Consider the following 13,665-nt stretch of genomic DNA (forward strand, 5'->3'; position numbering starts at 1 on the left):
GAGCCAAAATACTAGCCCAACACTTTATCAAAGATTTTGACATCTCTGTAGGTTAAGAAAAGGCACGAGCTATTGACTCCCTAGCTCGCACCTTGATATTTCACCCCAACAATTGACATAGAGCCGAAAAATCATAGTAATACTATGCAAAACAAAAAATCGTTAAACTGCCTAGACCGCTTGTCATACCAACAAGTTATCCGCAGTTTAACGACTTCTTTTTTCACTCAGTTATGCCCTCGATAGGAATCGAACCTATATTTTGAGCTTCGGAGGCTCACGTGCTATCCGTTGCACTACGAGGACGAATCTTTACTACACTCACAATCAATAATTATAGCGGAAAACTGCCAATTACACAAGCTTTATCTTACAGGAATATTTCATTCGAGCCTTTCGTTTGACCTAGTTTGACCATTCGTGTAATATAGAAGCATCAAGTAAGAAATAAAAGGCAAGAAAGTCGTGCTTTTTAAATGAAATATACCTAAACAGGAGGGTTTTATTATGAATTTAATTCCAACAGTAATCGAGCAAACTAGCCGTGGGGAACGCGCTTATGACATCTATTCCCGTCTACTTAAAGATCGGATTATTATGTTAGGTAGTGCGATTGACGATAACGTTGCTAACTCGATCGTTTCGCAATTGCTATTCCTAGACGCGCAAGACCCTGAGAAAGATATTTTCCTTTATATCAACTCACCAGGCGGCAGTATTTCTGCTGGGATGGCGATTTATGACACAATGAACTTCGTAAAAGCGGACGTTCAAACAATCGCAATGGGTATGGCAGCATCGATGGGATCTTTCCTACTTACAGCTGGCGCGGACGGCAAACGTTTCGCACTTCCAAACGCTGAAATCATGATTCACCAACCACTTGGCGGCGCACAAGGCCAAGCAACGGAAATCGAGATCGCAGCTCGCCACATTTTAAAAATCAAAGAGCGCATGAACACAATCATGGCAGAGCGCACAGGTCAACCAATCGAAGTTATCTCACGCGACACAGATCGCGACAACTTCATGACGGCAGCAGAAGCCAAAGAATACGGCCTAATCGATGACATCGTAGTCAACAAAGCCGGTCTAAAATAAGCAAATAAAACTCCCGAGCCAACTTATAGCTCGGGAGTTTTATTGTTTTTTAATCTATGTCCCCACGACGCCTCCGAATAAAGTCACGAAAGTCCCTATTTGATCTCGTAGAAAGCAGACATTCCTCTTGATTCACCATCGTGATAATACCACTCACATAATTCACCGATACAATTTTGTCCGTATTCACAATGAAAGCCCGATGCGTCTTATAAAATCGCTCGTCAAGACTGTCTTCCAAACTCTTAAGCGTACCATAAAACTCGACTTGGCGTTCTTGCCCGTGCAAAATAATCCTCCGCGCTTTTGATTTCAACGTACTCAAAAACAAGATATCATCGTAAAGTTCATGAATCACTTTTTCATCCGTTTTCATTGTAAAAAACTTGCCGACCTCTTTACGTTCCCTGCCAACTCTTTCCTCCACACTTTTCATACAATCAAAAATCCGATTGCGCACTTTGTCGAAATCGTCCTTGATAATATAATCCATGGCCTCCACTTTATATGTAAAAGTTAAGTAACTGAGTTCTGCGTGAGTTGTGATGAAAACGATAAACCCTCTCGGATCGTATTCCCGAATCTTCTGCGCCAGCTCCAAACCGTCCAGCCGCGGATGCTTCAAGTCAACATCTAGAAAGTAAAGACCCATACCTTCGCCACCAAATTGGACGTAAGATAACAGCTCTTCAGGATCACCTGTGGATAAAGCGAGTTCCATGTCAAAATTCTCCATCATGATGTAATTCTCAACATGTTTGACAAGCTCGCTTCGTTGATTAACCTCGTCCTCACAGATAAAAACCTCAATCATCTCCTCACCCTCCAGTTAGCCTATTTCCAGTTCCTGCACAAAACCATGTTGCGTTATCTTCGTGTCCAGAGATACATTCGGATATTTCTTTAACGTCTTCTTCAAAGTCGAAAGCCCAATCCCGCGGTTCTCACCCTTCGTTGAAAATCCTTCCTCGAAAAAATGATGAATCGGCGGCGAATCTTCCGGTAAACTATTAGCAAAAATGAGTACAATCGCCTCTTTTTTCTGAATAATTGCAACACGCACAGTTGGATCAGCAGTTTCAACGACCGCCTCAATCGCATTATCCAATAAAATCCCCGTCACCCGACATAAATCAATACTATCCATATTCATTTCATCAATTCGCTTATAAACCTCAACCTGCGCATCCACGCCCAATTCCTGAGCCCGAATCATCTTCGTAGCAAACAGTCCCTTCAGTTCAACAACCTCCAGATTCTGCAACGTCGAAAGCTTCGAAATATTAACTTCCATATCAGAATTCATCGGAATAACCTTCGTCCGAAAATAAACACTGAGCCCATCCATGTCCGAGTTTGTGATGAAGCCGTTGATGCCGGATAAGATATTCACATAATCATGTCGGAAAACCCGCATGTCTTTTTGAAGCGCTTCGAGTGCCCCGACATATTCACGGAGTTGGCGCATTTGGAGAGCTTGAGCTTCGACTTTTGCGTTTTTGACTGCACTTTTGACGATAATGGAGAGTATGACTGCCATAATTCCTGTATAAGTTAAAAATACTACAGCATTTGTTTTCAGTGATTGATCTGAAAATCCTGAAACACTCCCTTGCCATATATATAGATAGAATAAGCATAGTGTAATAGAGCTAACTATAACTATTAGTAACAGATACTTATCCTTAATATCTACATCATTTCTAATCCTCCCCAAAATCATATCAAGTATCTTAAAGAAGATACTAACATAAAGAAGAATAAGAACACCTTCCACAAATGAATCATCTTTAACAGGTAATTCCATGAATAGCGACATTCCCAACATAGTAACATAAGCAAATGCGTATGCAACAATTGTAATAATGAATGCCCCAACTACGCTTATTATAGACAATTTAATACTCCTGGATTTTGAATATAGAACCGAAAACAAAACTATCATAATGAATATAACTGACAAGTAGCTAATATAGAAAAATAGCGGTACTGCAGTTACCATTAGTAAAATTGCCAAGATACATATTAATTTCCATGAGAATCTTATTCTACTAATAATCTGGACACCCACCACAAAGTAAATGATTTGCGTTATACAGCTGATTACAGTGGCCATACCTCTCCCCCTATGTTATAAATTATAAGCTATTCTATTTAAATTATAGATGAAAAAGCTCTAATTTACAAATCACAAAGGTACTTACTGTTCTTCTTTAGGAAAAAGTAGGGCATTAGGTACTTTCGGTTCATATATATACCCTGGACAACTTTTTTTGACTGAATCTTCAGCTAATTTGACTGAGTATTTTTCTATATGCTTCCTAAAAACCATTTTAACTTTATTCTCTCTACCTATTTTCATAATTATTATATCTCCTTTTTAAAATTTTGTATGTCCATGGGTGAATCAAGATTACTTGTAATAAGCATCCCAATAAAATCAATGACTTAATTGACTCAATAGGAATACAAATCACGAACAATAACACACAAAAAGAATTTTTTATAGATTTAACCCTCAATTCGTGTCTTTTTTTAGCGTTAAAAAGCGGCATATTTTCAGTATCCGAAGGTGAAAATATCGCAATATTCAGTAAAATAAAAGCACTTATAAGTACAATCATCCATCCAGACAATTGAACTTCCTTCACAAAATAAGGTAAAACCACAAACACTATAACACTCGTTATTGTGCACCCCAAACTAGTCTTCGCATGCAGACCAAACGAATGCCTACGAATCATCAAGTAAGAAAGATGTACAACCAACGTCTGCCAAATCATCCCTAACAAGGCAGCGGAGAGGTATACGGTAATTCCCTTCGTCACGTTCACTAAAAATATTTCTACACCATACTTTACAATCGCAAATCTGTCTTCGTCAACTTCCCTATCGCGGAAAATCGTTCTGGTAATCTTTGCTGCCATATTGGGGACGGTCAAACTAAACATTCCAATTCGCCTCCCTATTCATCGAGTGCTAATTCCCAGACAGAGACTAACGAGATTTCACTAGCTCTGTCCGAATTAACAAACTCTGCAATTTCTACCCTATCATTTGGTATTTCATTCTCATTCAATATTTTCTCTATATTTTGTGTGACTCTTCCGTCTTGAGAGAGAAGATTGTGCTTCCCTCTCAACGGCTTACTATACAGTGCCTCATCCCGGTAAACAATCATGTACAGCCTGTCGCGATTAAGTCCTACCAAAAACCGATTATCACTGATCCCAACGTGCCCTGTGATGCTATCCAAAAAATAGATGTAACCACGGTATGTAATCAACATTTTATATTTTGGTTGACGGCCAGCTACTGGAAATCGATCTAAAAAGTAGTCTTCTTTATTTATATAGTCACGTCCAAGCTTTGAAAATACTGCCAACATAAGACAATCCCATTTCGAATCCTCACTATTACGCTCTACTAAATTAATTTTAGCCAAGACGGGGCTAAAAAATTGCAAATCACGAACAATTTCCTTTTGGAAAAATAAGCATGGTTGTGTGCTAGCCATTTTTGCTTGAACAAACGGTTTCATCATCTCGTGATCTACTCCTTTCAGTATCGAATAATGTGGTTCAAAAAGCTCATCTCGGTAAGCCTTATTTCCATAAACCAATTATACGACAGAAAGGTAGAATTTTTATCATTTTGTCGTGAACGTAGCGATTCCGTTCGTAAGCGCGAAAAAAGCGATGTTTTTGAGTTATATATATAACATTAATTTTTTAGTAAACCAAAAAAAGGATAAAAAATCGGAAGCGAGCCCAATGTTTTATCCTTATTCTTATTTTTTAATCCTTTTATTTTCCATGTGGAGACCATACATTTTTCACCATTGGCCATATGCACCACGATTTTATTTCACTGCATATGGTTAGTAAAATATCAATCCAACAACATAAAATTCCTTCACATCCTTTTCAAGTTGCGCTTGGAAGGTTTCTGTATCTAAGACTTGCGAATTATTAGCTGTTTCTTCTTGTTTCTCAATAATCGCTTCGTCTAGGTCACTAATATCCTTCTTCTCGTGTAAGCTTGGCTCCGTGTCACCGAATTTTAACGTCGTGCCACCATCAACGAAATAAGTTCCATTCACTTGACCTTTAATCCAAAATGTCTTGCCATCACCTGAATCCATTAGCATCAAAATATAGGTTTCGCCTGATTGGAATAGAGGATAATCTTCAATCTCCATCCCATCTTTCCCCTCCTGTAAAACATATATAGCTTCATTTTTTTCTTGTTCCCGGCATATACTTTTTCTAGTGAGCCTTCAAATTTTGTTTTTGCGACAATATTATTTCCGCCTTCTACAATATTGTTTACTGCACCAATTTTAACTTCTGCAATTAAATCTGCTTCCTTAATTGCCTGATCATATGTAACGTCTTCAATCGATGTATGCACACTGGCTTTTAGCTCGTTGTTCGGTTTAGTAGTCTCCTCGACCTTTTCCTTACCACATGCAGCTAGTGCCAAACAACTTAAAATTAGGATACATATTTTCTGTTTTTTCATGCAAGCACTCCTCTTTGTCAGTGTTAATACGCTTTCATCTTAACACACTTTAAGCCTGCAAAACGGGTTTTTATCGTGAAATGACATTTATCTATCTTAAACGCTTCCATATTAGTGATACCAACTATTTTCTTAGTTTTAACTCGAATTTAAGTTAGGCATATTTGAGTAAAGATGTTATCATGTTTAGACATGGTGGAAAATAAAACCTAAAGGAGTCGTTACTCGTGAAAAAAATCGCAATGCCAAGCATTTTATTCGTATTTTTTGTAGCTGGATGCTCAGCAGATGTCACTACAAAAGAGCAAAAATTAGAAATGGTTGATGAAAAAACCATGATCTCATCCTCTGGAAAATACGTTTCTCTTGCTTCCAGTCTTGAGGAATTGGAGAACACTTCGCCAATCATTGTAGAGGTTGTTAAAAATAATGAACAACAGACTGTAACGAAGGAAACCGAGCAAAATATCATGCCGACCGAATTTTATACCATGAGCGGTGTCACCATAAAGAACATACAAAAAGATGCCACCAATACGTTAAAATTTGGTGACAATATTGAAATTCTGGAAGATGTAGCGATGAATGTTCCTGTTGAAGGCAAAAAGATTACGCTGACTTTGAATCATTACAAAAAAATGGAGATAGGGAAGTCTTATTATCTCTACCTCAAAAACAGTAAATCCGATGATAACTATGTCTTGTCAAACGCATTTCTAAGTAAGTATCCCATTAATAGAGAACCTAAGAGTGCGCTTTTCTTGGCAGAAGATGACGCGACCCTTAGTTTAGAAAATACCGATTATCAGGATTTGTATGCAGACATATACGCGAAAATTTTACAGAAAAACCAAGCATTTAAAAAGTAATAATCTCGATTAATTATCTGAAGTTAGACTTTGCTCTTACGTAATTAGAAGTAGGGAAAAAGCATTTAAACTCAAAAAACAGAACAGCAAGAATCGTTGTATAAAGCCATTTTAGAAATGGAGTATACAAACGATTCCTGCTTATTTTTTATTCTAGAAAGCCTTTATCCTGGGCTCCCTTCACATTCTATATAATACAAAATACTCATTTGAAATGCACTTTATTTAAAGTACATTCATAAGCCATATAACAATAACGATGGCAAATACTATTACAGTCCCCCAAATAACTTTAGCATCTTTCCATACAACTTTTCCTTCTGGAATTTCCTGTTTTTCTCGATGCGTTTCTATATTTAGATTTGATGGGCTATCTCCAATAATTTGCAATATAATTGGTAATTGGTTATGTATATCTATTTTTTCATTCAAAACAAAACGATATGGTTGATTATCCACTAAAAATTCCAACTCACAAGAATCTGAAGCTGGTAGGTATAAGCTTCTTTTTTCGCCAGCCTGAAAGTTAGCACCATTTTTCTTCTGATTACCACTCAACAAAGATGGTTGAGAAATTGTATAACCTGTTTTATTTTCTATTTTTATTTCATGGGCAACAATTGGGCCAGTAAATAAATTGTTTAAATTAGACATTTGCCTCACTCCTTTAAATACTCTAGACTTATCAAGAGTATACAATAAATATCTTATAAAATCCATTACTTTCCTTTTCCATCTCTAATTGCCTCATCTTTAGTACGTACTGAACTCCACAAAAAAGTCCAGCATCCTAATTATTTCTTAGAATGCTGGACTCTTATTTCCCCTCTATCTCCTCACCAACCACCACGCGAATACTGCTCAGGCGGCGTCACTTCTCCACGAACATCTTTCGCGGCTGTTCTCGCCCAATACGGATCACGCAACAACTCACGCCCTAAGAAAATCAAATCGGCGCGGTCATTTTGCAGAATTTCCTCTGCTTGAACGCCCGTTGTGATCAGGCCTACTGCGCCTGTCGCGATTCCTGCTCCTGTGCGAATTTTCTCAGCGAATGGTACTTGATAGCCTGGGTATACTTTCGGAACGGTATTTACTAGTGCGCCACTGCTGACATCTAGTAAATCGGCTCCGTCTGCTTTCATCCATTTTGCAAACGGGATGTAATCGTCTACGGTCAAACCGCCATGTGCGTAATCGGTCGCGGAAATACGAACGAAAAGTGGACCATCCCACACTTCACGCATTGCTTTAATCACATCTCCTAAAACGCGGTAACGGTTCCCTGCTGGGCCGCCATACTCGTCTTCGCGTAAATTCGAAATTGGCGATAGGAATTCATGTAATAAATAGCCATGCGCTGCGTGAATTTCAATGACATCAAATCCTGCTTCTTTCGCGCGGAAAGCTGCTTTTTTGAAATCAGCTACAACTTCTTCTATTTCGGCTGCAGTTAGTTCATGCGGTTTTTTGCTTTCATCATCAAATGCGACTGGGCTTGGTGCGACTGGATCTACGTCTAAAACAGCTTTTCGACCAGCGTGTGCCAACTGGATTCCGACTGCGCCTTTGTGATAATGCACGCCATCAACAATTCGCTTCAAGGCTGGAATCTGGGCGTCTTCCCACAATCCTAAATCGCCGTGAGAAATTCGGCCAACCGCTTGTACCGCTGTTGCCTCCAAGATGATAAGGCCAACTTGACCTGCCGCGCGGGAAACGTAATGGGCAAAGTGGAAATCGTTCGCCACTCCGTCATCCGTCTCTACAGAATACATACACATTGGTGACATTGCCACACGGTTTTTCAAAGTAAGACCTTTCACTTTATACGTAGAAAACAATTTTGACATGATTTGATCGCATCCTTTTCTTAGTTATATTTATTTCGATGGTATTCTAAGTCCTAATTGTGACGGGGATTCGCCGCTTCGCAATTGGTCCGCGATTTGGTCGAGTTTCCGCAAACGGTGGTTGATTCCTGATTTGCTGATTGGCCCGCTGGAGAGCATGTCGCCGAGTTCTTGTAACGTCACGTCTTCATATTGAACGCGCAGTACCGCGATTTCTCGCAATTTTTCAGGTAACGCTTCTAAGCCCACCGCCGCCGCGATAAATTTAATATTATCGATTTGTCGCACCGCCGCATTAATCGTTTTATTCAAGTTTGCCGTCTCACAATTCACGAGACGATTCACCGAATTCCGCATATCACGCATGATCCGCACATCTTCAAAATGAAGCAGCGCCCCAGTTGCTCCGATAATATTCAGAAATTCCGTGATCTTCTCCGCCTCTTTCAAGTACGTAATATAGCCATTTCGGCGCTCCAACGTCCGCGCATTAAGCTTGAAACTGTTCATCAAACTACAAATCGCGTCATTGTGCTCCTCATACACCGAGTTGATCTCCAAATGATACGACGACGTCTCCGGATTATTCACCGATCCACTCGCCAAAAATGCTCCGCGAAGATAGGCCCGGCGCGCGTTCTTCGTCTTTATCAGCGCTGGATTAATCGCATTCTGAAATACACCATCATTTAAAATCGCCAAATCGGCCAGAATCTCTTTCGTCTTAGCCTTCAGACGCACTATATAGACGTTATTTTTCTTCAATTTCATTTTTTTTCGTACCAATAATTCAATCGGAACTTGATACAATTCCTTCAAAAGTCGATACATTCGGCGCGCAATCGCTGCGTTCTCCGTCTGCACATCCACAACCATCATCTGGTTAGAGAACGAGACGGCACCATTCATGCGGATAAAAGCCGACAGTTCCACTTTTGCATCCGTCTTTGTAATATCTAAATTGGTTAACTCTTTCTTTGTTTCCGAGGCAAAGGACATAGACCCTCATTCCTTTTCTTTCAAATTCATCAGAATCTGTAATAATGTATTCGTCACTTTATCCGCAGCATGTCGCACCAAACCGCCTTCTGTGGAAAGTAGGTCCCCAGCAATGACGTTAATATTCAGCGCATGATCCTTCTCAAAATTCTGCTCGACTTGCATCACATCATCAGGGAACATCAAATGACGCGGCACTTCCGCCGTATTAATCATCATCGCGTCGATAATCGGCCGCCCCACATGGTTCAAAATAACCTGCGCATGATCCGCATCCGTGAAGAAATCCGTTTCCCCGACCTGCGTCAAAATGTTGCAAATATACACCTTATACGCCTTACTTTCAAAAATCGCATCCTGCAAATCCTGCACCAACAAACTCGGTAAAATACTCGTATACAGACTTCCCGGCCCAAGCACAATCAAATCCGCATCATGAATCGCTTCAATTGCAGCCGGCAATGCCTTCACATCATCCGGCGTAATAAACACGCGGTCAATAGGCTGGCCCTGCATTGGAATCACCGACTCCCCTTGCACGAGTGAGCCATCCTCCATAATCGCATTCAAAATTAGCGGCCGATCCGTTGCCGGAATCACTTTCCCCCGAATCCGCATCGCCTTGCTGAGCACTTCAATTGCCTCCACGTAACTATCATTCAGCTGCGATAACGCCGTCAAAATCAGATTTCCAATCACGTGGCCCGACAAATCACCCTCCACTTTAAAACGATATTGCATCAAAGCCTCCATCCGCGGGTCCGTATTCGACAGCGCCACCATCACGTTCCGAATATCACCAGGCGGCAATACATCCATTTGCTCGCGAATCTTGCCCGAACTTCCACCATCATCAGCAACCGTGACAATCGCAGTCAAATCAATAGGTTGTTTTTTCAAGCCTCGCAGTATGACCGGTAAACCTGTCCCGCCACCAATCACGACCACTTTCGGCTTTTCCGTCGCTGTCATCTCAGTTTCCCTTTCTGCGTTTCATATCCCGATGCGAAATTTGTGTTTCATATTTCGTTTTCAAATTATTACCAACGTACTCAGAAAGCGCCACAGACCGGTGTTGCCCGCCCGTACAGCCAATCGCAATGACAAGTTGCGTCTTCCCTTCCCGCTTATAATACGGCAATGTGAACAAGACCATATCCATCAATTTATTCAAGAAAGTCTCCGTCTCCGGCCATTTCATCACATAATTATACACATCTTTATCCAGTCCAGTCAGCGGGCGCATCTTATCAATATAATGCGGATTCGGCAAGAAACGCACATCAAACACTAAGTCCGCATCAATCGGCAAACCGTATTTAAATCCAAACGACATCACCTGCACGTTGAAAATTTCCCGATCACTCGTCTGAAACTCATTATTCATCCGCTCCCGAAGCTCACGCGGCGCCAATGTCGACGTATTAATCACAAGTTGCGAACGACCTTTCAAGTCCTCTAGCAAGTCCCGCTCCTGCTTAATACCCTCCAACACAGAACCATTCGGCTCGAGTGGATGATGACGTCTCGTCTCCTTATAACGCGATACCAAAACCTGATCATCCGCATCTAAAAACAGCATTTTCGTCGTAATAAATGACGTATTATCCAACTCATCCAATGCCGGCTGAATCGAATCAAAAAATTCACGTCCACGCAAATCCATCACGAGCGCAATCTTATTCATTTTTCCAGATTCCTTCATCAATTCCCAGAACTTCGGCAATAAACTAGGCGGTAAATTATCCACACAAAAATATCCTAAATCCTCCAAAGATTGCATTGCGACAGTCTTTCCTGCCCCACTCATCCCTGTAATAATAACTAATTGCAAATGATTCGTCGCCATCACTAGCCCAACCTTTCCTATCTCAAAAAGTAGTCACACGCTACACCTTTAACCACTTTCTTCTATACTAATATACAAATCCATTCTAACATACACCACCCCAAAAACCTAACAAAGTAAATCAGCCGGGCGTTTCATTTTTTTTCGTTAAACAGTCACAATTTATACACACTATTTTTCCATTTTGCAGAAGTACTGTATTTTTTAGCCGATTCAACCATGATACTATATAGAAGTGGTAAGGACAGCGCACATGAAGCTCCACACAGTAAATAGATTGAAGGAGGAAATCAGCAATAAGCTCGTAACTATCTTTCACTCACAGATCCAGACATAATAAAAACAGAAAATACAAAATTAAATGGAGGAATTAATAAACAATGAATAAGAATATCAAAAAAGTAGCAACAGTAATCCTAGCAACAAACGTCTTAGCAAGTACCGTATTAACAACATTACCAATTGGAACGCACGCATCAGAAACGCCTGTAACTCTAGCTGGTCCCTTCGTAGATACTATCGATATCACTTCGACACACATTACTGGTAAAGCAGACCCTAACGCAACATCAATCAAAGTAGAGTTGCATAACGAGTATACAACTCTATACAAAACTATCGAATATACATCTATCTCAGCTGATGGTTCCTTTAGTATTTCAACTAGCGGCTTTGATCTTCCCCCAGCTGGCTCCGTATTTATTAGTCAAGTAGTAAACGGTGTTGAGAGCTCTGTCACAAAAACACCAGTTAGATATCCACAACTGCAAATCGGCGATGAAGCTGTAACTACCTCTACCAAGAGTATTGTAGTAAGTAACGCTCTGGCTTACAGCTCAATACGAGTATACATTTATGATGCTAGTGGAAAATATATATCAAGTATAGCTAAGACACCAATGACTAATGGTCCAGTGGAATTCAAGCTAGATTTATCCAATTACGCACCAGGTAGTTATATGGTGATTAATCAAGGTTATGCTGGCTCTCTCCCTGAATATCTTAGCTCAAGTATACCAACAAAAGCCATTATCTATGATGGTTCCCTAGACAAGTCAAAATCTCTAGTCGACGCTTTATTCATCGATAATGACCCAGCAAAAGGTATCAAACCGACAACAACGCAAGCAGATATCGATGCCGTTCAAGTAGCATTAGACCTAGTTGTTGACACAATCGACAAATCTACCGTACAAACAGCTATCGATAACGCAAAACAAGAGCTTGCAGATCAAGCCACAAACCTAGAATTAAAACAAGCTGCCCAAAAAGCAGTCGATGCACTATTCGTTGATGGCGATGCTTCAAAAGACATCAAATCAGACCTTACACAAGCTACAATCGACGCAGCACAAGCTAAAGTAGACGCCATCACAAACACAACCGACAAAGCGGCCATCCAAGCAGAACTAGACAAAGCCATCACAGCATTCAACTATATCGCGCCAACAACGATTGACGCCCTATCAAACAACGCTACAAAAGTTACCGGTAAAGGTGAAGCAAATGCACCAGTAGTGATCAAAAACGGCGCAACAGTAATCGGTAGCGGTACAGTCAAAGCAAACGGCACGTACGAAATTACAATCGCAAAACAAGCCGCAGAGGCAACCATCACTGCCACAGTTACAAAAGCATCGAACGGCAAAACAGCAACAGCTTCCACAAAAGTAACACAAGCCTTCGATTACGCTTTAACAACAAATCCATTCAAAATGGGCGACACAAAAGTTACCGGAACTGTTGGCAAAAACGTTTCTAAAGTTCGCCTATGGGTCAACGGTGCCATTGCCGTTCAAGGTGTAATCAATGCTGACGGCACATATGAATTTCCAACAGCAGCAAACTTCATTAAATTAGTTGGTGACAAAGTAGAAGTTGTAGCCGTAGATTCAAACTATGCAGAAGTGAACCGCCAAGACGTCGCCGTTTCAGGAACATCAACTTTTGATAATACATTAACTGTTGATAAATTAAATGTTGGCGACCAAAACATTACTGGTAAAGCCGGCAAAGATGTTTCTAAAGTCCGCCTATGGGTTAATGATAAAGTCGTAACACAAGCATCGATGAATACGGATGGCACTTACACATTCCCTAATGCAGCTAAATTCATCACAAGTCCTCTAGATAAAGTAGAAGTTGTAGCCGTAGATAGCCAATATAAAGAAATCAACCGCAAAACAGTAAGCGTTCCTGGCTCCGATTCTTACGGCAACACTTTTACAGCTGACACTTACTTTATCGGTCAAAATACACTAAACGGTTCATACGGTGAAGGTACATCTAAAGTTCGCCTATGGGTTAACGGTGTTGTCGTGAAACAAGCAGATTTAGATACGGCAAATGGCACATACACACTTAAAGGTATCTTCGGACTAATCAAAAATGCAACAGACAAAGTCGAAATCGTATTCGTGGATGCACAATACAAAGAAATCAAGCGCATGAACGTTACAGTAAAATAAAT

At 40.4% G+C, this 13,665-nt stretch carries 15 protein-coding genes and 1 tRNA gene; 3 read left to right on the forward strand and 13 right to left on the reverse strand.

All coding sequences use genetic code 11. The features are described 5' to 3' along the window. Positions 1–234 precede the first annotated feature (234 nt). Positions 235–306: transfer RNA gene (locus HPK16_RS12990), tRNA-Arg, on the reverse strand. Positions 307–507: 201 nt separating this feature from the next. Between HPK16_RS12990 and clpP the strand changes: the two genes are divergently transcribed. Beyond that, the gene (clpP, locus tag HPK16_RS12995) at positions 508–1,101 is read left to right on the forward strand and encodes an ATP-dependent Clp endopeptidase proteolytic subunit ClpP (RefSeq protein ID WP_181677364.1); all 594 of its coding nucleotides are present in this window, start codon (positions 508–510) and stop codon (positions 1,099–1,101) included. Positions 1,102–1,150: 49 nt separating this feature from the next. Here clpP and HPK16_RS13000 read toward each other — a convergent pair whose 3' ends face one another. From HPK16_RS13000 to HPK16_RS13030, 7 genes are all read right to left on the reverse strand, one after another. After that, positions 1,151–1,915 carry a LytR/AlgR family response regulator transcription factor gene (locus tag HPK16_RS13000; RefSeq protein WP_181677365.1) on the reverse strand — a complete coding sequence of 255 codons (765 nt, stop codon included), beginning with the start codon at positions 1,913–1,915 and terminating at the stop codon, positions 1,151–1,153. 15 nt (positions 1,916–1,930) lie between these two features. Next, positions 1,931–2,998: a sensor histidine kinase gene (locus tag HPK16_RS13005; protein WP_181677366.1), complete on the reverse strand. Its 1,068-nt coding sequence runs from the start codon at positions 2,996–2,998 to the stop codon at positions 1,931–1,933. Between the two features lie 303 nt (positions 2,999–3,301). Beyond that, on the reverse strand, positions 3,302–3,463 hold the full coding sequence (locus HPK16_RS13010; protein WP_181677367.1) for a cyclic lactone autoinducer peptide: 162 nt from the start codon (positions 3,461–3,463) through the stop codon (positions 3,302–3,304). Beyond that, positions 3,450–4,052 carry an accessory gene regulator B family protein gene (locus tag HPK16_RS13015; protein WP_181677368.1) on the reverse strand — a complete coding sequence of 201 codons (603 nt, stop codon included), beginning with the start codon at positions 4,050–4,052 and terminating at the stop codon, positions 3,450–3,452. The genes HPK16_RS13010 and HPK16_RS13015 overlap by 14 nt, the downstream gene beginning before the upstream one ends. Before the next feature lie 14 nt (positions 4,053–4,066). After that, a complete protein-coding gene (locus HPK16_RS13020; RefSeq protein ID WP_181677369.1) occupies positions 4,067–4,645 on the reverse strand; it encodes a hypothetical protein in 579 nt (192 codons plus the stop codon). Between the two features lie 336 nt (positions 4,646–4,981). After that, positions 4,982–5,302: a hypothetical protein gene (locus HPK16_RS13025; protein WP_181677370.1), complete on the reverse strand. Its 321-nt coding sequence runs from the start codon at positions 5,300–5,302 to the stop codon at positions 4,982–4,984. Beyond that, the gene (locus HPK16_RS13030) at positions 5,251–5,625 is read right to left on the reverse strand and encodes a hypothetical protein (protein ID WP_181677371.1); all 375 of its coding nucleotides are present in this window, start codon (positions 5,623–5,625) and stop codon (positions 5,251–5,253) included. Before HPK16_RS13030 ends, HPK16_RS13025 begins: the two co-directional genes overlap by 52 nt. A gap of 227 nt (positions 5,626–5,852) precedes the next feature. Here HPK16_RS13030 and HPK16_RS13035 point away from each other — a divergent pair, with 227 nt between their 5' ends. Continuing rightward, on the forward strand, positions 5,853–6,494 hold the full coding sequence (locus HPK16_RS13035) for a hypothetical protein (protein ID WP_181677372.1): 642 nt from the start codon (positions 5,853–5,855) through the stop codon (positions 6,492–6,494). A 225-nt stretch (positions 6,495–6,719) separates the two neighbouring features. Here HPK16_RS13035 and HPK16_RS13040 read toward each other — a convergent pair whose 3' ends face one another. The 5 genes from HPK16_RS13040 to rapZ form a co-directional block, all read right to left on the reverse strand. Continuing rightward, the gene (locus tag HPK16_RS13040) at positions 6,720–7,148 is read right to left on the reverse strand and encodes a hypothetical protein (protein WP_181677373.1); all 429 of its coding nucleotides are present in this window, start codon (positions 7,146–7,148) and stop codon (positions 6,720–6,722) included. Between the two features lie 182 nt (positions 7,149–7,330). After that, the gene (namA, locus tag HPK16_RS13045) at positions 7,331–8,347 is read right to left on the reverse strand and encodes an NADPH dehydrogenase NamA (protein WP_181677374.1); all 1,017 of its coding nucleotides are present in this window, start codon (positions 8,345–8,347) and stop codon (positions 7,331–7,333) included. Positions 8,348–8,377: 30 nt separating this feature from the next. Further along, positions 8,378–9,346, reverse strand: coding sequence for a DNA-binding protein WhiA (gene whiA / locus HPK16_RS13050; protein ID WP_181677375.1), 969 nt, complete (start codon positions 9,344–9,346; stop codon positions 8,378–8,380). Positions 9,347–9,352: 6 nt separating this feature from the next. Continuing rightward, a complete protein-coding gene (locus HPK16_RS13055) occupies positions 9,353–10,318 on the reverse strand; it encodes a gluconeogenesis factor YvcK family protein (RefSeq protein ID WP_181677376.1) in 966 nt (321 codons plus the stop codon). A 1-nt stretch (position 10,319) separates the two neighbouring features. Continuing rightward, positions 10,320–11,195: an RNase adapter RapZ gene (rapZ, locus tag HPK16_RS13060; protein ID WP_181677377.1), complete on the reverse strand. Its 876-nt coding sequence runs from the start codon at positions 11,193–11,195 to the stop codon at positions 10,320–10,322. A 380-nt stretch (positions 11,196–11,575) separates the two neighbouring features. Here rapZ and HPK16_RS13065 point away from each other — a divergent pair, with 380 nt between their 5' ends. After that, a complete protein-coding gene (locus HPK16_RS13065) occupies positions 11,576–13,663 on the forward strand; it encodes an immunoglobulin-like domain-containing protein (RefSeq protein ID WP_181677378.1) in 2,088 nt (695 codons plus the stop codon). Positions 13,664–13,665: the final 2 nt, after the last annotated feature.

The organism is Paenilisteria rustica, assembly GCF_013820765.1.
Taxonomy (GTDB): Bacteria; Bacillota; Bacilli; order Lactobacillales; family Listeriaceae; genus Listeria_A; species Listeria_A rustica.